The sequence below is a fragment of the Actinoplanes sp. NPDC024001 genome (assembly GCF_040638955.1).
Taxonomy (GTDB): Bacteria; Actinomycetota; Actinomycetes; order Mycobacteriales; family Micromonosporaceae; genus Actinoplanes.
This window is the reverse complement of the sequence record NZ_JBEZZB010000051.1, coordinates 11,973-31,866: the sequence shown is the minus strand read 5'-3', so window position 1 is coordinate 31,866 and position 19,894 is coordinate 11,973. Positions and strand designations below refer to the sequence as shown.

Annotated in this window: 14 protein-coding genes; 2 read left to right on the top strand and 12 right to left on the bottom strand. The window is 71.7% G+C overall.

The genetic code is table 11. From position 1 onward, the window contains the following. Positions 1-26: 26 nt before the first annotated feature. From rpmA to AB0F81_RS21045, 9 genes are all read right to left on the bottom strand, one after another. Positions 27-284, bottom strand: coding sequence for a 50S ribosomal protein L27 (rpmA, locus tag AB0F81_RS21085; RefSeq protein ID WP_360199689.1), 258 nt, complete (start codon positions 282-284; stop codon positions 27-29). A gap of 8 nt (positions 285-292) precedes the next feature. Next, positions 293-607, bottom strand: a complete 315-nt coding sequence (rplU, locus tag AB0F81_RS21080; RefSeq protein WP_196420531.1) for a 50S ribosomal protein L21 — start codon at positions 605-607, stop codon at positions 293-295. Between the two features lie 154 nt (positions 608-761). Further along, positions 762-1,304: a hypothetical protein gene (locus AB0F81_RS21075; RefSeq protein ID WP_360199686.1), complete on the bottom strand. Its 543-nt coding sequence runs from the start codon at positions 1,302-1,304 to the stop codon at positions 762-764. A gap of 111 nt (positions 1,305-1,415) precedes the next feature. Beyond that, entirely contained in the window at positions 1,416-4,853 is a 3,438-nt protein-coding gene (locus AB0F81_RS21070; protein ID WP_360199684.1) for an Rne/Rng family ribonuclease, read from the bottom strand. 130 nt (positions 4,854-4,983) lie between these two features. Beyond that, positions 4,984-5,724 carry a TIGR03936 family radical SAM-associated protein gene (locus AB0F81_RS21065; RefSeq protein WP_360199728.1) on the bottom strand — a complete coding sequence of 247 codons (741 nt, stop codon included), beginning with the start codon at positions 5,722-5,724 and terminating at the stop codon, positions 4,984-4,986. Positions 5,725-5,775: 51 nt separating this feature from the next. Then, entirely contained in the window at positions 5,776-7,719 is a 1,944-nt protein-coding gene (locus AB0F81_RS21060; protein WP_360199682.1) for a TIGR03960 family B12-binding radical SAM protein, read from the bottom strand. A gap of 20 nt (positions 7,720-7,739) precedes the next feature. Continuing rightward, positions 7,740-8,084: an STAS domain-containing protein gene (locus tag AB0F81_RS21055; RefSeq protein ID WP_360199680.1), complete on the bottom strand. Its 345-nt coding sequence runs from the start codon at positions 8,082-8,084 to the stop codon at positions 7,740-7,742. Next, positions 8,081-10,579, bottom strand: a complete 2,499-nt coding sequence (locus tag AB0F81_RS21050) for a SpoIIE family protein phosphatase (RefSeq protein ID WP_360199678.1) — start codon at positions 10,577-10,579, stop codon at positions 8,081-8,083. Before AB0F81_RS21050 ends, AB0F81_RS21055 begins: the two co-directional genes overlap by 4 nt. A 29-nt stretch (positions 10,580-10,608) precedes the next feature. After that, positions 10,609-11,376: an alpha/beta hydrolase gene (locus AB0F81_RS21045; protein WP_360199676.1), complete on the bottom strand. Its 768-nt coding sequence runs from the start codon at positions 11,374-11,376 to the stop codon at positions 10,609-10,611. Between the two features lie 275 nt (positions 11,377-11,651). On the opposite strand from AB0F81_RS21045, the gene AB0F81_RS21040 reads away from it, so the two are divergent. Then, positions 11,652-13,064, top strand: coding sequence for a hypothetical protein (locus AB0F81_RS21040; RefSeq protein ID WP_360199674.1), 1,413 nt, complete (start codon positions 11,652-11,654; stop codon positions 13,062-13,064). Here AB0F81_RS21040 and AB0F81_RS21035 read toward each other — a convergent pair. From AB0F81_RS21035 to AB0F81_RS21025, 3 genes are all read right to left on the bottom strand, one after another. Next, positions 13,061-13,738 (bottom strand): lysophospholipid acyltransferase family protein, encoded by a 678-nt coding sequence (locus AB0F81_RS21035; protein WP_360199672.1) that lies wholly within the window; start codon positions 13,736-13,738, stop codon positions 13,061-13,063. The two genes, AB0F81_RS21040 and AB0F81_RS21035, sit on opposite strands and share 4 nt — an antisense overlap. Positions 13,739-13,884: 146 nt before the next feature. Continuing rightward, on the bottom strand, positions 13,885-16,998 hold the full coding sequence (ileS, locus tag AB0F81_RS21030) for an isoleucine--tRNA ligase (protein ID WP_360199670.1): 3,114 nt from the start codon (positions 16,996-16,998) through the stop codon (positions 13,885-13,887). Between the two features lie 287 nt (positions 16,999-17,285). Then, positions 17,286-18,806 carry an alkaline phosphatase D family protein gene (locus AB0F81_RS21025; protein WP_360199668.1) on the bottom strand — a complete coding sequence of 507 codons (1,521 nt, stop codon included), beginning with the start codon at positions 18,804-18,806 and terminating at the stop codon, positions 17,286-17,288. A 59-nt stretch (positions 18,807-18,865) separates the two neighbouring features. Here AB0F81_RS21025 and AB0F81_RS21020 point away from each other — a divergent pair, with 59 nt between their 5' ends. After that, positions 18,866-19,882, top strand: a complete 1,017-nt coding sequence (locus AB0F81_RS21020; protein ID WP_360199666.1) for a hypothetical protein — start codon at positions 18,866-18,868, stop codon at positions 19,880-19,882. Positions 19,883-19,894: the final 12 nt, after the last annotated feature.

Genomic DNA, 19,894 nt, shown 5'->3' with positions numbered 1-19,894 from the left:
GGTCCACGGCCCGCTGTAGAGAAAAACTACTCCGCGACCGGCACGATGCTGACGGTCTTGCGGCCGCGCGTGGTGCCGAACAGGACGTTGCCCGTGGCGAGCGCGAAGAGCGTGTCGTCGCCACCGCGGCCGACCAGGTCGCCCGGGTGGAACTTCGTGCCCCGCTGACGGATCAGGATCTCGCCGGCGTTGACCAGCTGGCCACCGAACCGCTTGACACCCAGCCGCTGAGCGGCGGATTCACGGCCGTTACGAGAGCTGGATGCACCCTTTTTGTGAGCCATGGTTGCGCCTACTTCCCGCTCTTGATGCCGGTCACCTTGACGCGGGTCAGCGGCTGGCGGTGCCCCTGGCGCTTGTGGTATCCGGTCTTGTTCTTGAACTTGTGGATCCGGATCTTCGGACCCTTGGTGTGCTCGGCAATCTCGCCGGACACCGTCACATTGGCAAGCTTGGCCGCGTCGGTCACCAGGTTGTCACCGTCGACGAGGAGGACCGCGGCGAGGGTCAGGGCGTCGCCGGGCGCACCGACGAGCTTCTCGACCTCGATCACGTCGCCCTCGGCAACCTTGTACTGCTTGCCGCCGGTCTTGACGATCGCGTACATCGACGCGGACTCCCTGAGACTTACGCAGCCGGAAGACTGCTGGCGGATACTGCTGGGGATCCCGGCGGGCGCCTAGGGCGCGCACGGAACAGGCGCCGAAAAAGCGCCGTCGGCAAGCCTACTTCATCGCGGGGCCGAGACCCAAACCGGGCTCTTACCCGCGGCCGCAGGCCTTGTCCAGCGTGGCCTGCAGCGCGGCGAGCCGCTTGTCGTCGATCCTGTCAAGGTCACCCTTGAGCGCGGTGACCTTGGCCCCCATGGTGGCCAGCGCCTTCTTCAGCTGCGGCTCCGAGGCGAGCTTCGACATGTCGAGCAGGGCGAACGAGAAGTTCTCCACATCACGCTTCACCTTCTGCTCGGCCTGCGACTTGGCCTGGGCGTCCTTGCCCGACGCCTCGATCAGCAGCTGGTAGTCCGCGGCGAACGTGGTGCCGAAGTTGTTGCTGGTCCGGGTCGCCTGCGCGCAGATGGCCTCGCTGTTGCCGGCCAGCGCGGCGTCTCCGGCCGCGGCGTCACCGGCCGGGGCCTGCGTGGCGGCGGCGGAGCTGCCCGGCGTGACGCCGCCCTCGGGCACGGTGGCGTCGGCGGTGGCCGACGGGACACTCGCCGGGGCGGGGGCCGCCTCCGGCTGATCGGCGGAGCAACCGGCCAGGAGCAGGGCGGACAGGCCGGCTGCGGCGAAGACGACGGTACGCATGGGGATTCGGTCTCCTCGGGGGAACAGGGATCGATCCCGCGAGGGTAACGGATGCAGCGGCCCGGTAGTTAACTTTCTTTACAGCTAACTACCGGGCCGCATATCCCTAGGTCAGGGCCGGGTACGCCGGCGGGCACCGCCCCGGCGGGACCGGCGACGGGCACCCGTGCCCGCGCCGACCGGCTCGTCGTCGTCCTCGTCCTCGGCGTCCTCGGCGGCATCCGGGTCGTCCGCGCCGGCCAGCCGCATCGGCTCCGCCGCCTCGTACTCCGAGCCGTTGGTCTCCGCCGACTCGTACCGGGACAGGTCGTACCCGCTGATGTCGTAGTCGTCGTCTTCGTCGGAGGTGGTCAGCGCCGGCTTGGCGGCCGGGCGCACGATGCCGGAACCGGCCACCGGCTCCGCGACGACCGGCGCGGCCACGGCCGGCTCAGCCGCGGCAGGCTCAGCCACGACCGGCTCGGCAGCCACCGGCTCGGCAGCCACCGGATCGGCAGCCACCGGCTCGGCCGGCTCCACCGCCGGCGGCGCCTCGGCCACCTCGGCGACCGGGCCGGCCTCCTGGACGACTTCCGGCGTCTCGTCGACGGCGACCGGAGCCTGGCTCTCGCCACCGCCCCGGCGACGCCGCTGCTTGCCGCTCTGCTGCTGCGGCTGCTGCGGCGGCGCCTCGGTACGCACGGCCGCCGCCACCGCCTTGACCTGGTTGGCGGCGCCGTTGCCCCGCTTCTCCGGCACCGGCTCCGGGTGGACCAGCACGCCCCGGCCCTTGCAGTGGTCACAGGTCTCGCTGAACGCCTCCAGCAGGCCCGCGCCGATCCGCTTGCGGGTCATCTGCACCAGACCCAGCGAGGTGATCTCGGTGACCTGGTGCTTGGTCCGGTCCCGGCCCAGGCACTCGGTGAGCCGCCGCAGCACCAGGTCGCGGTTGCTCTCCAGCACCATGTCGATGAAGTCGATCACCACGATGCCGCCGAGGTCGCGCAGCCGCAGCTGGCGCACGATCTCCTCGGCCGCCTCCAGGTTGTTGCGGGTGACCGTCTCCTCCAGGTTGCCGCCCGCGCCGGTGTACTTACCGGTGTTGACGTCGACCACGGTCATCGCCTCGGTCCGGTCGATCACCAGGTGGCCGCCGGAGGGCAGGAAGACCTTGCGGTCCAGGCCCTTCATGATCTGCTCGTCGATCCGGTGCTCGGCGAAGACGTCGCTGGCCCCGGTGTGCCGGTGCAGCCGCTCGACCAGGTCCGGCGAGACCGACTCGAGGTAGTTCTCCACCTCGGCGTAGGCCTGCTCGCCCTGCACGATCAGGTCACGGAAGTCCTCGTTGAACAGGTCCCGGACCACCCGGATGACCAGGTCCGGCTCCTCGGACAGCGCCCGCGGGGCGTTGCCGTCGGCCGCCTTGGCCTGGATGTCCTCCCACTGCGCCTGCAGCCGCTTGACGTCGCGGGCCAGCTCGTCCTCGCTGGCGCCCTCGGCCGCGGTCCGGACGATCACGCCGGCGCCGTCCGGCACCAGCTTCTTCAGGATGTCGCGCAGCCGCTTGCGCTCGTTGTCCGGCAGCTTGCGGCTGATCCCGGAGGCGTTGCCGTTGGGCACGTAGACCAGGTGCCGGCCGGAGAGCGCGATGTGGCTGGTCAGCCGGGCGCCCTTGTGGCCGATCGGGTCCTTGGTGACCTGCACCAGCACCGAGTCGCCGGAGCGCAGCGCCTGCTCGATCGAGCGGGCCCGGCCCTCCAGGCCGGTGGCGTCCCAGTTGACCTCACCGGCGTAGAGCACGGCGTTGCGGCCGCGGCCCACGTCGACGAACGCCGCCTCCATGCTGGGCAGCACGTTCTGCACCTTGCCGAGGTAGACGTTGCCGACCATGGTGCCGGAGGTGGCCCGGGCGACGTAGTGCTCGACCAGGATGCCGTCCTCGAGAACGGCGATCTGGGTGCGGTCCTGCTTCTGCCGGACCACCATGACCCGGTCCACCGCCTCGCGGCGGGCCAGGAACTCCGACTCGCTCAGGATCGGCGGGCGGGTCCGGCGCTGCTCCCGGCCGTCCCGGCGGCGCTGGCGCTTGGCCTCCAGCCGGGTCGAGCCGGAGACACCCTGCACCTCGTCGGTACGACGCGGCTCGCGCACCCGGACCACGGTGTGCACGCCGTCCTCGATGCCACCGGTCTCACCGTCGCCGCTGGAGCCCTTGCGACGCCGGCGGCGCCGGCGACGGGTGACACCGTCGCCCTCGCCCTCCTCGGCGTCCTCCTCCTCGTCCTCGGACTCGGCCGACGCCTCGGCGCCCTCCTCGGACTCGGTCTCGCCGTCCTCGGCCTCGTCCGACGGGCCCTTGCCGCGGCCACGGCCGCGGCGGCCCCGGCGGCGCCGGCGACGGCCAGCGGCCTCGTCGTCCTCGTCCGAGTCGTCGTCGGCGTCCTCGACGTCGTCGGCGCTCTCGTCGGTCTCGTCGACCAGCGGCTGCTCGGTCTCGGCGACCTCGGCCTCGACCGGCTCCTCGGCCGCGCCCCGGCGACGGCGCCGGCTGCGGCGCGGCGGCTCGGCCTCCTCGGTGGCGGGCTGCTCGGCCTCGACGGCCTCGACCGCGGGCTCGGCGGGCGTCTCCACGGCCGGGCGGCGGCGCCGGCTCGTCGTGGTGGTCTCGGTCTCCGCCTCGGCGACCGGTTCGGCCGCCGACCGGCGGCGCCGGCTCACCGGCGCGGGCTCGGCCTCGGCGGGGTCGGGCGGCATGAAGAGGACGGCGGGCGGCAGCGCGGCACGGCGGGCCCGGGTGGGCTTGGCCGGCTGCTCCTCCACGAAGTCGTCGTCGAGCGGGAGGATGCCGACGACCGGGACAGCGGCGGCGCGGGCCGCGGAGGCGGCCTCCACGGCGGCGTCCTCGATGAGCGCGGCCTCGTCCTCGTCCTCGGCCTCGTCGGCGGTGACCGGCACGGCGGCGACGATCCGGCCCTCGTCGGTCGGACCCACCGCGGCGGGCGCCGGCGTCGTGCCGACCGGAGTGGCGATGGCCGCGGCGGCAGCGGGCTGATCCGCGGGAACATCCACGGCGGGGGCGATCGGCTCGGTCTGCTCGGGGGTGACCTCGACGACCGGCTCGACCTTCTTCCGGCGGGACCGGGTGGCCTTCTTCACCGGGGCGACCGGCGCCTCGGTGGTCTCCGGCGGCGTCTCAGCGGTGCCGGCCGGCGTCTCAGCCGGCGGCTCAGGCGCGGCAGCGGCGGCTTTTCGGCGGGTGCGGGTGGCTTTCTTCACCGGCGCGGCGGCTGCCTCGGCCTTCACCGGCGCGGCTGCCTCGGCGGCATCCTTCGCCGGCGCGGCGTCCGAGGCCGCGGCGGCCTCGATCCCGGCGCCCGGCTCAGCGGTGCCGGCCGCGGCGTTGCTGTCCGGCGCGTCGGCCTCCGCCGGAGGCGCTGCCGCCTTGCGACGCGGAGCCCGCGTCCGGCGTGCCGGGGTCGTGCTTGCGGCGGTATCTCCGGGCGGCGTGACTGCTCCGTCCCGTTCACCGCCCTGATCTCCCAGGTTGACTGGGGGCTCGTTATCGAGCATGGGGCGCTCTCCAGTTCTCGCGACCCCGGGCGCGTTTGAGCGCTGCCACGCAGGGTCGCTGCAAGTGTTCCGGGCCCGGCCGTGTCCGGCCGGACTTCCGAAGTCTGCCAAGACGCCGACCGGATTCCGGCTAGCGTCCTCCGATGCCGACGTCCCCGCGATCCGCGTCCAACGGATCGACGATCTCCCCCTGCGCGGTGAGTGTGCCCTGGGCCAGCCGGGTCACCCTGGGGGGCACCGGCGGCTCCAGGCCGGCCACCACACGCAAGCCGGAAAGGACGTCATCGGGCCGCACGGCGGGCGTAACCTGCCGTACGACAAGGTCGATTATCGCACACGGTACTCCAACGGCCCCGGAAGGTAGGTCTGCCTCTCCGGTCACCGTGCAGCTGTTCACCGCCCCGCGAGCGTCGAAAGTGCGCCGCCCCTGTTTGGTCATGCGCTCCACCAGCACTTCCGGAGCGCCGAGGAAGGCGGAGACCGCCTCCTTGGCTGTGACCGGTTCCACCTCCGGAAGTTCCAGCCGCCAGCGGGAGGCGTCGATCCGGTCGGCCAGGCTCCCGCCGCCCTCGGGGGCGATCACCGCCTCCAGGATGTCGAGACCCGGGGAGAGCGCGGCGTCCAGCGCGATCCGCAACTGCTCCGGGTCGACCGGGGCCTGCAGGCCGATCTCCAGGTACTCCGCCTCGCTGCCGACTCCGGTCGGGGCGGCACTGGCGTACGAGATCTTGGGGTGCGGGGTGAAGCCCTGGGAGTAGGCGATCGGCACGGCCGCACGGCGCAGCGCCCGCTCGAAGGCACGAGCGAAGTCGCGGTGCGAGGTGAAGCGCAGCGGACCGCGTTTGGCGTACCGCAGGCGGATCCGCTGCACGACCGGGGCCTGACCGCCCACGGGCTGGTTCTTCGGGGGAATCGGAAACTCCTAAGCGGGAACCCGCAGGTTGTTCACGGGTGTCAGGGGAAGCAGCTTCTTGCCGGTCGGACCGATCTGGATCTCGGTGTCCATGGCCGGGCAGACGCCGCAGTCGAAGCACGGGGTCCAGCGGCAGTCGTCCTGCTCGTACTCACTGAGCGAGTCCTGCCAGTCCTGCCAGAGCCAGTCCTTGTCGAGGCCGGAGTCGAGGTGGTCCCAGGGCAGGACCTCCAGCTCCTCGCGCTCGCGGGTGGTGAACCAGTCCAGGTCCACGCCGAAGGCGGGCAGCACCTCGTCGCAGGCCTCGACCCAGCGGGAGTAGGAGAAGTGCTCGGACCAGCCGTCGAACCGGCCGCCCTTCTCCCACACCCGGCGGATGACCTGGCCGACCCGGCGGTCACCGCGCGAGAGCAGGCCCTCGATCAGCGACGGCTCGCCGTCGTGGTAGCGGAAACCGATCGCCCGGCCCAGCGACCGGTCGCTGTTGATCTCCTGCTTGAGCAGCTTGAGGCGGGCGTCGATGACCTCGGGGCGCTCCATCGAGGCCCACTGGAACGGGGTGTGCGGCTTCGGCACGAACCCGCCGATCGACACGGTGCAGCGGATGTCCTTGGTGCCGGCGGCCTCCCGGCCGGCCCGGATCACCTCGTGCGCCATGTGCGCGATCTCCAGGACGTCCTCGTCGGTCTCGGTGGGCAGGCCGCACATGAAGTACAGCTTCACCTGGCGCCAGCCGTTGGAGTACGCCGTCACGACCGTACGGATCAGGTCTTCCTTGGTCACCATCTTGTTGATGACCTTGCGGATCCGCTCCGAGCCGCCCTCGGGGGCGAAGGTGAGGCCGGTGCGCCGGCCGTTGCGGGACAGCTCCTGGGCCAGGTCGATGTTGAAGGCGTCGACCCGGGTGGACGGCAGCGACAGCGAGACGTTGGTGTCCGCGTACTGCTCGGCCAGGCCGGAGCACATGTCGCCGATCTCGGAGTGGTCGGCGCTGGAGAGCGAGAGCAGGCCGACCTCGGAGAAGCCGGAGAACTCCAGGCCCTCCTTGACCATCTGGCCGACCGTGGTGATCGAGCGCTCCCGCACCGGGCGGGTGATCATGCCGGCCTGGCAGAACCGGCAACCCCGGGTGCAGCCGCGGAAGATCTCCACCGCATACCGCTCGTGGACCGTCTCGGCGAGCGGGACCAGGGGCTTCTTCGGGTACGGCCAGGCGTCCAGGTCCATCGTGGTGCGCTTGGCGACGCGGAACGGCACGTCCGGCCGGTTCGGCACGACCCGCTGGATCCGGCCGTCGGGCAGGTAGTCCACGTCGTAGAACCGCGGCACGTAGATGCTCTCGGTCCGGGCCAGGCGCAGCAGCAGCTCGTCCCGGCCGCCGGGGCAGCCCTCGGCCTTCCACTCCCGGATGATCCCGGTGATCTCCAGGACCGCCTCCTCGCCGTCGCCGAGCACGGCGGCGTCGATGAAGTCGGCGATCGGCTCCGGGTTGAAGCTGGCGTGCCCGCCGGCCAGCACGATCGGGTGGCTCTCGTCCCGATCCGCGCTGTTCAGCGGAATCTGCGCCAGATCGAGCGCGCTGAGCATGTTGGTGTAGCCCAGCTCGGTGGCGAACGACAGCCCGAGCACGTCGAACGCCTTCACCGGCCGGTGCGCGTCGACGGTGAACTGCGGGACGCCGTTCTCCTTCATCAGCGCCTCGAGGTCCGGCCAGACCGCATAGGTCCGCTCGGCGAGCACGTCCTCCTGCTCGTTGAGCACCTCGTAGAGGATCTGCACGCCCTGGTTGGGGAGGCCGACCTCATACGCGTCCGGGTACATCAGCGCCCACCGGACGGTGGTGGCGTCCCAGTCCTTGACGACGGCGCCGAGCTCGCCGCCCACGTACTGGATCGGTTTGCTGACCCGGGGCAGCAACTGCTCGAGCTGCGGGAAGACGGAACTCACGCTCATGGGTGTCCAGGGTACGCGGGCTACCCGCCCAGCTCTGCCGCGGCCCGCTCCAGGTCGGTGGCTAGGAGATCAGTACGGAACGCGCAGAGCTGCAGCGTCATCCGGGCGGCCCCGCGCTCTCCGACCACCAGCCGGATCCGCTTCCCCCGATCGTCCATGTCTCCCACGAGCGCGTCGAGCAGGCGCACCCCGGCGCTGTCCAGGAACGAGACCGCGGTCAGGTCGATCAGCACCGCGTCGGCCCCGGTGATCCGCCCGACGATCGCCCGGCCGATGTCGTTGGCGTTCGCCAGATCGATCTCGCCCTTCAGGTGGACCAGTTCGGCCTCACCACGCCGGGAGAAGCTCACCCACTCGTCGGTCATGACGCTCCTCGATGCCGTCGCATGGTGACCGTCGTCCCCTCACCACGGTCGAAGAAGACCTCGTCCATCGCATCCTCGATCAGCTGGAGTCCCCGGCCGCGGACGACGTCGGTGCCCGGCCCGCGCCAGCTGCCCCGGTCGGAGACCCGGACCTCGACGGCGTCCGCGCTGATCGTGGCCGCCACGTCGACCACGCCGAACGGGTCGTCCCGGTAACCGTGTTCGATCGCGTTCGCCACCGCCTCCGAACAGGCCAGCAGGACCGCGTTCACGCATTCCGGGTCCACCGCGTGCCCGACCAGCCAGCCGCGCAGGTCGGCCCGGAGCAGGGCGATCTGCAGCGGGTCCGCGCCGATCGAGCGCTCCAGCCGCTCCTCGGTGCCGAGCGTCAGGCACAGCAGGCAGACGTCGTCGGCGTGGTCGCGGCCGACCATGGTGTCGGCGATCCCGGCGGTCAGGCCCTTCAGCGGCGCGTCCCGGCGGCGGGCGTACTCCCGGGCCAGCACCTCGAAGCCGCGGTCGATCGGCCGGCCGCGGCGCTCCACCAGGCCGTCGGTGTAGAGCAGCAGGCGGCTGCCGGAGGCCAGGCGCACCCGGTGCTCGGTGCGGCGGCGGTCGCCGGCCCGCGAGCCGAGCGGCGCCGACCGGGCCTGCAGCAGGTATTGCGGCGAGCCGGCCGGCTCGTGCAGCAGCGGCGGCAGGTGACCGGCGCAGGCGTACGACAACTCGGCGCTGAGCAGGTCCACCTCGGCGTAGACGACGGTCGCCATCCGCGCCGAGTCGACCCGGTCGCAGAACCGGTCCAGCCCCTCCAGCAGCCGGGCCGGCCCGTTCTCGGCCGAGGCCAGGGCCCGGATGGCGCTGCGCAGCTGACCCATCGTGGTGGCCGCGTCGATGCCCCGGCCGACCACGTCACCGACCACCACGGCCAGCTTGTTCGGCGTGATCTGGAAGGCGTCGAACCAGTCGCCGCCGACCTCCAGATCCTGGGCCGCCGCCTGGTAGTAGGTCTCCACCGCGAAGCGCGGGTCGCCGCCCGGCACGTCACCGGCGAGCAGGCTGCGCTGCAGCGTCCGGGCGATGGCCCGCTCCTGCTCGTAGAGCCGCGCGTTCTCCAGCGCCAGCCCGGCCCGGTCGGCCAGGTCGGCGAGGAAGAGCCGCTCCGCCTCGGCGCCCCGCCGGTCCGGCGCCATCCGCAGGGCGAGGGTGCCGAGGACCCGGCCACGGACGGTGAGCGGCAGCACCGTACAGCCCAGACCGTCACCGTCGGTGGCGTGGACCGGTTCGGCGGAGTCGATCACCTCGGCGATCCGGGCGGCCAGCCGCTCCGGGTCGGGTGCGGGGCCGCCGGCGTCCTCGACCAGGCCCGCCGGCCCGACCTGCAGCCGAACCGTGGCCCAGTCGGCGATCTCCGGGACCACTCGCTCGACCAGGCGCCGGGCCCGCTGCAGGAGCCGGTGCTCCTCCTCCAGCGAGCGGGTCGTCCGGGCCAGGAAGTGCGCCCGCTCCTCACGGCGGCGGGCGTCGTCGTAGAGCCGGGCCCGGTCCAGCGCCTGCCCGGCCTGCTGCCCGAGCAGGCGGATCACCCGCAGCTCACCGTCGTCCAGCGTCCGTTCGGTACGGAAGCTGAACGCCAGCACGCCGAGCACGTTGATGCCGTTCTGGTCGTCCGCCGGCCCCGTGGTCAGCGGCAGCAGCACCACCGTGTTGCGGCCCGAGGCGCGCATCGACTCGGCCAGGTCCGGGAAGTGCTCCTCGGCCTCGGCCAGCGTGCCGATCACGTGCAGGTCACCGCGCCGGGCCACCTCGGCGACCGCCCGCTCCGACGAGCACGGCATGTCCTCCCAGTTGCCGGTCGTCGGGTCGGTGGAGGCGACCGCGACCAGCAGGTCACGGTCCGGGTCGACCAGGTAGATGCTGCTGCTGGCCGCCTGGAACGCCGGCTCCGGGGCGCGCAGCACCGCCTCGGCCACCTCGGCCTCGGTGGGCGCGGCGGCCAGGTCGGCCACTATCTGCTGGAGAACCCGGATCCGCCGTTCCGCGGCCTCCGCGACGTGCCGGGCGGCGAGCAACTCCCGCTCGTAGCTGCGCCGCTCGGTGGCGTCGAAGACCATCGTCCGGATGATCCGGGGCGAGCCGCCCGGTCCGCGTTCGAGCACCGCGTTCACCAGGGTGTGCAGCTTGCGCCCGTCGCGGCGGACCACGTCGAGGGCGATCTCGTGCACCTCGTTCTGCATGGTGAGCAGCGGCGCGAAGTGCGTCTCGTGGTACACCTGGCAGCCGGGTGTCAGCAGGTCACGGAAGCGCCGGTGCCCGATCAGGTCGGTCCGCGAGTAACCGGTCCAGCTCAGGAACGTCTCGTTGACCCGGACGATCGTGCCGTCCGGCAGCGTCGTCAGATAGCCGCACGGGGCATGTTCGTACAGGTCCTCAGGATCGTCGTCCCAGGGCAGTCGCAACTCTTGTGTCACGTCCGGCCCACCAGATTCGCTCACGCCAAAGCTCCGCCGATCATGCCCGCTGTCTACAACCAGGACTTGATCGCGTCAACCGTCTCTTCCGGAGCACTCAGGTTCGGGCAGTGCCCGGTCGCGTTCATGGCCATGAAGGTGCTCTCCGGCGTGTGCTTGTGGACGTACTCACCGACCACGGTGGGCGCGATCACATCGTCCGAGCACTGCAGGATCAACGACGGCACCCGCGAATGCGGCAGGTCGGCCCGGTTGTCCGAGAGGAAGGTCACCCGGGCGAACTTCTTGGCGATCTCCGGGTCGGTGCGGCAGAAGCTGTTCGTCAGCTCCTCGCCCAGCTCGGGCCGGTCCGGGTTGCCCATGATCACCGGAGCCATCGCACTGGACCAGCCCAGATAGTTGCTGTCCAGCGACTCCAGCATCTCCTCGATGTCGGAGCGCCCGAACCCGCCGACGTAACCGTCCTTCTCGTCGTTGATGTAGCGCGGCGACGGCCCGACCATCACCAGGCCGGCGAACCGCTCCGGCTCCCGGTTGGCGGCCAGCAGACCGATCATCGAGCTCACCGAATGGCCGACGAAGACGACGTCACGCAGGTCGTTCTCCCGGATGATCTCCAGAATGTCCTCGGCGTAGCCGTCGAGGCTGGAGTAGCGATCGTCGGAGTACGCCGACAGGTCGGACTTGCCGTTGCCGACGTGGTCGAAGAGCACGATCCGGTGCGTGTCCGCGAAGGCCGGCGTGACGAAGCGCCACATGTTCTGGTCGCAGCCGTATCCATGGGCGAACAGCATCGGCGGGCCGGACTCGGCGCCGGTCATGGTGACAGCGTTCCTCTGCGTGGTTTTCAACAAACCCTCCGGGCGGGCGGGGTGAACGGATCTCCGGGGGTGACTCCGGGCACTTCCCGGTCACGGCGGCCGGGCGGATGCCAAGTCCGGGTAACCATACGACTCCGGAGCGTTTCGCACATCGCCCTCGTTGTCCGGCATTCGCGCCGACCGTCCCGTTCCGGCCCGGCCGTCCCCCTGGCGCGGCCGCCCTAACCTGGGGGAAGACGTCCGCCCTCAGGCGCGCGGGAGGAGACGAGAAAACGATGGCCGACCAGCCGCCGGTCGACCCGACCCCGGCCGCCGGAATGCCCGATCCGCCCCGGAAGGCGGATTCCGGCGATTCGCAGACCATGGACCTGCCCTCCCGCTGGAGCGGCGCGGCGGCCGTGCCGGACCCGGCGCCCCGCCGGTCGCGGTGGTCACGCCTGTGGGACCGGGTGAACGGCGCCGAGCCGGCGCCCGCCGCCGAGCCGGACAACTGGGCGACCATGCCGGCCGTCGACCCGTGGGCGGATCAGGACACTCCGGTGTGGCCGGAGACCTATGCGGCGGTGGACACCCCGCCGACCCGGCTGGAGACCCCGGAGGGCATGCCGCCCACCCGGATGGACGCCCCGGCCACGCGGTTGGACGCGCCCGCCCCCGCCTCGCCGGCGGCGGCCAGGGCCGCGGATGTGGCCGAGAAGGCCATGGCCGACGCGATGGCCGCCGGCGCCAAGGTGCTCGAGGCAGCGAAAGCGGCCGCCGCGATCGCCGCCGCCAAGGCCGCGGAGCAAGCCGTCAAGGCCGGCCAGGCCGTGAAGGCCGGCGACGCCGCCAGGAACGGCGAGGCCGCGAAAGCCGGCGGCGCCCTCCGAAACGGCGAGGCCGGGACTACCGCCGCGCCCGAGCGGGCCGTGCCCGCCGGCATTCCCGCCCCCGGCACCTACCCGCCACCGGCCGGCGGCAGCGGCCTCCCGCCGCAGCACCCCGCGAAGCCACGCTTCTGGCACCGCCCGAAGAAGAACGTCAAGCCACCGGCGATCAACCGGGTCCCGGTTCAGCCGCGACCGGCACCCAGCCGGCCGGCACCGCCGCCCTGGGCGGCCCGCCCGGCGCCGCCGAAACGGCGCGGCCCGATTCGCCGCTGGATGCGCCGGTTCACCCTGCTGACCGTGGTCGGGCTGGTGCTCTGCTGCGGCGGCCCGCTCGCCTACTGGCAGTTCCCGGCCGCCCGGCAGTTCCCGGTCTCCGCGGTCCTGCCGGACTCCTTCGCCGACCTCGACCTGCGCGACACCGCCGCCGGCCGGCGAGCCGCGGAACGGCTCGCCGAGCAGCTGCAGGCCGCCGGCTCGTCCGGCGAGGCGTTCGCCGGGACGTACGCGGACGGCCGCGGCAAGCGGGTCACCCTGTTCGGTGTCACCGGCTGGCGGCTGAACCCGGGCTCCGACGTGGACGCCCAGCTGGAGCGGCTCACCACCGAGCTGAAGCTCAAGGACATCCAGTCGTTCGACGTCGGCGAGTTCGGCGTGCACGAGCGCTGCGGTGTGGGCCGGCTGAACGGCTCCTCGGTGGTGGCCTGTGCCTGGGCCGACCACGGCAGCCTGGCCACCGTGCTGCTGACCCGCCGTTCCGTCGAGGAGAGCGCGGAACTCGTCGCCGGCCTGCGCTCGGAGGTGCTGACCCCGAAGTACTAGGCCGGTTCCTGGCTCTTGCTGGGGGCGTAACGCGGCACGTACTCCTGGCCGGTGAGCTTCTGGATCTCGGCCATCACCTGGTCGGTGAGCTCGCGCAGCGCGGTCCGGTCGTCGGAGCGGCCGACCGTCGGGATCGGCTCGCCGAACTTGATGGTGACGGTGTTGCGCATCAGCTTGGGGTAGAGCCGGCCGATGGGCTGCACCTTCTCGGTGCCGAGCATGCCGACCGGGATGATCGGCACACCGGCGGCGACGGCCAGCCGGGCCACGCCGGTGCGGCCGCGGTACAGCTTGCCGTCCGGCGAGCGGGTGCCCTCGGGGTAGACGGCGACCAGGTCGCCGCCCTTGAGGGCGGGGATGGCGGCGTCGAACGCGGTGAGCGCCGCACGGCCGCCGGCCCGCTCGACCCGGATCGCGCCGAGGCCCTCCATCAGCTTGCGGTTGAGCAGGCCCTTGATGCCGGTGCCGGTGAAGTAGTCGGACTTGGCCCAGAAGGCCAGGTGACGCGGCACCACGGCGCCGAGGAAGAGTTCATCGGCGACGGAGAGGTGGTTGCCGGCGAAGATGGCGCCCCCGGTCCGCGGGATGTGCTCGAGGCCTTCGACGTGCGGCCGCCAGCCAGTCATCAACGCCGTGCCGACGGTGACTTTGCCGATCGAGTAGAGCAGCGGCAACTCGTCCTCCGGGTAACACCTGAGTGTCTGGTAGTGAGATGGGTGCTGTGAGGTTATCGGACGACAAGGCCGAAGTACCTAATGATCTTGCACCGTGGCCCGGATGTTCGCCCACGCCAGGCGAACATCCGGGCCATTCGGTTCAATCACACCGACGTTACGGTGACCGTCACCTGCTCGCCGTCGCCGACCTCACCGGCGAAACCGGACTCCAGCCGGCCGAACTCGACCGACGTGGCGAGCGTCTCACCAGCCACGAACTCCCGGTGCGCCTCGACGGCCGCCCGGACCGGCTCGGACGCGGAGAGCACCAGCGTGATCCGGTCGCTGACGTCCAGATCGGCGTCCCGCCGGGCCTGCTGCACGACCCGGATCACGTCGCGGGCCAGGCCTTCGGCGGCCAGCTCGGGCGTGACCGCGGTGTCGAGCACCACGACGCCGCCACCGGCCGGCAGCGGGGCCGAGTTCTCGGCGTCGGCGGCGACCAGCTTCAGCTCGTACTCGCCCTCGGCGAGGGTGACGCCGGCCGCGACCGGTGCGCCGTCGACCAGCTGCCACTCGCCGGCCTTGACCGCCTTGATCACCTGCTGGACCTGCTTGCCCACCCGGGGGCCGAGGGCCCGCGGCACCACGGTGAGGACCTGCTGGCAGTACGCGGCCACGTCGTCGGTGAACACCACGTCCTTGACGTTGACCTCGTCCTTGAGCAGGTCACCGAGGCCGGCCAGGGCGGCGCCGGACGGCGTGGCCACGGTCGCCGAGGCGAGCGGCAGCCGGACCCGCAGGCCCTTCGCCTTGCGCAGCGACAGGGCCGCCGAGGCGACGTCGCGGATCGCGTCCATCGAGGCGACCAGCTCGTGGTCGGCCGGGAACGCGTCCGCCGTGGGCCAGTCGGTCAGGTGCACCGACCGGCCACCGGTGAGGCCGCGCCAGATCTCCTCGGTGGTCAGCGGCGCGAGCGGCGCCACCACCCGGGTGACCGTCTCCAGCACGGTGGCGAGGGTGTCGAAGGCGTCCGCGTCGCCAGCCCAGAACCGGTCCCGGGACCGGCGCACGTACCAGTTGGTCAGGGCGTCCAGGTAGGACCGGATGCTCGCGGCTGCGCCGGAGATGTCGTACTCGTCCATCTGCCGCTGCACGTCGGCGACCAGCTCACCGGTCTTGGCGAGCACGTAGCGGTCGAGCAGGTGCGTCGAGTCGGTCCGGAACGACGCCTCATAGCCCGAAGCATTCGCATAAAGGCTGAAGAAGTACCAGACGTTCCAGAGCGGCAGCAGCACCTGGCGCACCGAGTCGCGGATGGCGACCTCGGTCACCGGCATGTCCCCACCGCGCAGCACCGGCGAGGACATCAGCATCCAGCGCATCGCGTCCGAGCCGTAGGTGTCGAACACCCGGTAGACGTCCGGGTAGTTGCGCAGCGACTTGGACATCTTGCGGCCGTCCTCGCCGAGCAGGATGCCGTGGCTCAGGCAGTTGCGGAACGCCGGCCGGTCGAACAGCGCGGTGGCCAGCACGTGCATGGTGTAGAACCAGCCGCGGGTCTGCCCGATGTACTCGACGATGAAGTCGCCCGGGTAGTGGTGCTCGAACCAGTCCTTGTTCTCGAACGGGTAGTGCACCTGAGCGAACGGCATCGAGCCGGACTCGAACCAGCAGTCCAGCACCTCCGGCACGCGCCGCATCATCGACTGGCCGGTCGGGTCGTCCGGGTTCGGGCGTACCAGCTCGTCCACGTAGGGCCGGTGCAGGTCGGTGACCTTCACCCCGAAGTCGCGCTCCAGCTCCTCGTAGGAGCCGTAGACGTCCACGCGGGGGTACTGCGGGTCGTCCGACTTCCAGACCGGGATCGGCGAGCCCCAGAACCGGTTGCGGGAGATCGACCAGTCGCGGGCGTTCGCCAGCCACTTGCCGAACGAGCCGTCCTTGATGTGCGACGGCGTCCAGCTGATCTGCTGGTTCAGCTCGACCATCCGGTCGCGGAACTTGGTCACCGCGACGAACCACGAGGACACGGCCTTGTAGACCAGCGGGGTGTCGCAGCGCCAGCAGTGCGGGTACGAGTGCATGTACCCGTCGTGGCGCAGCACCACGCCACGCTCCTTGAGCGTCGCGATCACCGGCTTGTTGGCGTCGAAGACCTGCAGGCCCTGGTAGTCCGGGACCAGCGAGGTGAACCGGGTGTGGTCGTCGACGGTCACCACGGTCGGGATGCCGGCCGCGTTGCAGGTGTTCTGGTCGTCCTCACCGAAGGCGGGCGCCATGTGCACCACACCCGTACCGTCCTCGGTGGTCACGAAGTCGGCGCCGAGCACCTGGAAGGCGTTCTCGCCGCCGGGCTCGACCAGGAAGTCGAAGAGCGGCGTGTAACGGCGCCCCACGAGGTCCCGGCCCAGAACGGTGCCGGTCTGCTCGTACCCCTCGAGCTCCTTGGCGTAAGCACCCACCCGGCCGGCGCCGATGAGCAGTTTCTCGCCGTCCTTCTCGAGGACGGCGTATTCGATGTCGGGGCCGACCGCCAGCGCCAGGTTCGACGGCAGCGTCCAGGGCGTGGTGGTCCAGACCGCGATCCGCTCGCCCGTCTCCAGGGTGAAGGCCACGGTGAGCGCCGGGTCGGTCCGGTCCCGGTAGACGTCGTCCATCCGGGTCTCGGTGTTGGACAGCGGCGTCTCGCAGCGGAAGCAGTAGGCGAGAACGCGGAAACCCTCGTAGACCAGGCCCTTGTCGTGCAGAGTCTTGAACGCCCACATGACGGACTCCATGTAGGCCGGGTCGAGGGTCTTGTAGTCGTCCGCGAAGTCCACCCAGCGCGCCTGCCGGGTGACGTAGCGCTCCCAGTCCTTGGTGTAGGCCAGCACGGACGTGCGGCAGGCCTCGTTGAACTTGTCGATGCCCAGCTCGACGATCTGCGCCTTGGTGGTGATGCCGAGCTGCTTCTCCGCCTCGACCTCGGCCGGCAGGCCGTGGGTGTCCCAGCCGAACCGCCGCTCGACCCGCTTGCCGCGCATCGTCTGGTAGCGCGGGACCAGGTCCTTCACATACCCGGTGAACAGGTGACCGTAGTGCGGCAGCCCGTTGGCGAACGGCGGGCCGTCATAGAACACGTACTCGTTCGAGCCGTTCTCGCCGGCCGGGCGCTGCTCGACCGACGCCTCGAAAGTCTTGTCGGCCGCCCAGTGGTCGAGGACCGCGCGCTCGACCGCCGGCAGATCCGGCGAGGCCGGCACGCCGGACGCGGCACTGTGCTTCGGATAGGCCATGGTTCTCCTCAAGCAGCTCACATCTCGTGACTGCGAGGACGAGCGCATGCGCCCGCGGTACCACCTCGCTTGACGCCCGATCGGGCGCCCGCTCATTCGCCGGATGATCTGCGCGGTCCGGTGTCCGCCCGGTTCTACTAGGGGTTCAGCCCGTTCTTCCGGAGGCTCCCCGGTGATGGCCGGTTCGTCGCCTGCGTGGAGACAACGATACCGGCCACGCTCGGCTTCCCTCATCCGCATTACCCCGGCTCGCGCCGGGCAAGATCAAAACCGGTCCGGCGTACGGGCTACGGACGCAACGTGGTCGACCAGAGGCTCACACCGTCCCGATCGCGCAGGTGCACCGTGAACGCGCCGGACTCGCCGTCGATCTCCACCTCGCCGAAGTGCTGGAACCCGTCGGCCGGCGACGTGTTCGCCACGGGCGGCGCGTTGACGAAGACCGCCTCCGGCCCGAACGTGCCGTCCAGCGCGTTCGGCCCGAACGCACCCGCGTGCGCCGGCCCGGACACGAACTCCCAGAACGGCGTGAAGTCCTGGATCGCCGCCCGCGCCGGGTCGTAGTGGTGCGCGGCCGTGTAGTGCACGTCCGCGGTGAGGAACACGATCCCGCTCACCCGGTGCCGGTGCGCGGCCCGCAGTACCTCGGCGAACTCCAGCTCCCGGCCCTTCGGGGCGCCGGGGTCGCCCTGCGCCACCCCCTCCTGCGCCGCGGCGCCGTCCGGCACGACCAGGCCCAGCGGCAGGTCCGCGGCGATCACCTTCCAGGTGGCCCGGCTGCGCCGGAGCCCGTCGATCAGCCACTCGCGCTGCGCACGGCCGAGCAGACCGCGGTTCGGGTCGGCGTACGTGTTGCCGTCGTTCACGTCCTTGACGGTCCGCATGTCCAGCACGAACACGTCGAGCAGCGGCCCGTACGGGATCCGGCGGTAGATCGGCGCGGTCGTCGCCGGCACCGGCAGCCATTCCAGGTACGCCTGCCGCGCCCGGGCCGCCAGCACGTCCACCCGCTTCTCGGTGTAGCGGGCGTCGGTCAGGATCTCCCCCGGGTACCAGTTGTTGGTCACCTCGTGGTCGTCCCACTGGTTGATCTGCGGAACCTCGGCCGCGAACCGCCGGTAGTGCTCGTCGAGCAGGTTGTACGCGTACTGCCCGCGGAACTCGCCGAGGGTCTCGGCGACCTTCGTCTTGGCGTCGGTCAGCAGGTTCTGCCAGACCCGGCCGTCCGGCAGGGTGACGGTCTCGGTGAGCGGGCCGTCCGCGTACACCGTGTCCCCGCTGTGCAACAGGAAGTCGGGCCGCCGGCGCCGCATCGACTCGAAGAGCCGCATCCCGCCGAAGGCGGGATCGATCCCCCAGCCCTGGCCGGCGACGTCGCCGGTCCAGACGAACCGGACGTCGCGGCGGCGCACCGGCGCCGTGGTGAGCTCGCCGCGCACCGGGGCGCTGAACAGGCCGGGGCGTTCCAGGCTCTCCACCTTCACCCGGTAGTACAACCGCTCACCGGCGGGCAGGCCGCGCAGCCTCACCTTCCCGGTGAGGTCGGTCGCCGGTGTGACCACCGGTCCGCGCAGCATCCGGCCGCCGCGGAAGTCCGGCCGCCGGCTGGTCTGCACCCAGAGGCGTCCCGGCCGGTCCGCCCGGCTCCAGACGACGGCGGTGTCCGCGGTGGCGTCGCCGCTCTGCACGCCGTGGGTGAGCATCGGGCGGCTGGCGCCCGCCGAGAACGCCGGCGCTTCGAGCAGGGCGCCCGCGACGCCACCCGCCACCGAGGCTCGCAGAAGGTTCCGTCGAGAGATCGAGGTCATAGGCATCTGCCTATCCGTCCGACGTGGCTCCGAGGTAACGCCATCCTAAACTCCACCGTGTGATCCGGATCGAGATCGACGAACCGACGCTGGCCCGGACCAGGATCGCGATCAGCCCGCTCGCCGAGCTGATCTGCGGTCTCTACCTGCTGCGCCGCAACCCCGAGGCGCCCTGGCCGTACACGTCGTGGGCGGCGCGTGCGCGGGAGGTGCTGCGTACCGATCCGGCGACCGCCCCGGTCTCGCTCTGGTTCCGGCTGGAGGGGTCGTACCCGGACTTTCTCAACCCGGTGCCGGAGAGCCCGGTGCCCACCCTCGCCGAGCAGCTCGACCAGATCCGTGCCACCCCGGCCGACCTGATCGAGGAGCAGTTCGCGCGGCACTATCCGGCGGATCGGGTGCCGGACGAGCTGGTGCCGTACCGGCACGACCGGCAGGCGGCGCTGAACCGGCTCGCCGACGGCCTGGCCGCGTTCTGGGACGCCACGGTCGCCCCGCACTGGCCGGCGATGCGCGCCGCCCTCGACGAGGAGGTGCTGCTGCGGGCCCGGGCGCTGGCCGCCGACGGGCCGGACGCGCTGCTGTCGCACCTGCACGACCGGATCCGCTGGGAACGACCGGTGCTCACCCTGGTCAAGCCGCTGAGCCAGAGTTACGAGGCGATCGACAAGCGGCTGCTGCTGGTGCCGCTGATCTTCTCCCGGGGCGCGCTGAGCTGCTCCACCGACCACCCTGACGTGATCATGGTCACCTATCAGTCGCGGGGTGCGGCGGTGCTCGCCGAGACGCCGGCGCCGCCGGTGGCGGCCGAGTCCGACCGCCTCGCCGTCCTGGTGGGCCGGGGCCGGGCGGCGGTGCTGCGCGGCCTGACCGTGCCGTCCACCACCACCGCGCTGGCGGTCGCGCTCGGCCTCGCGCCGAGCACCGTGTCCGAGCACCTCGCCGGGCTGCAGGCGGCCGGGGTGGTGCACCGGCGCCGAGCCGGGCGGCGGGTCCTCTACGGCCTGGAGCCGGCCGGCGTCGCCCTGCTGAACCTGCTCGGCGGAGATTCGGCCGCGGCCGAATCCGTTTCCTGACTCTCCCGGCCG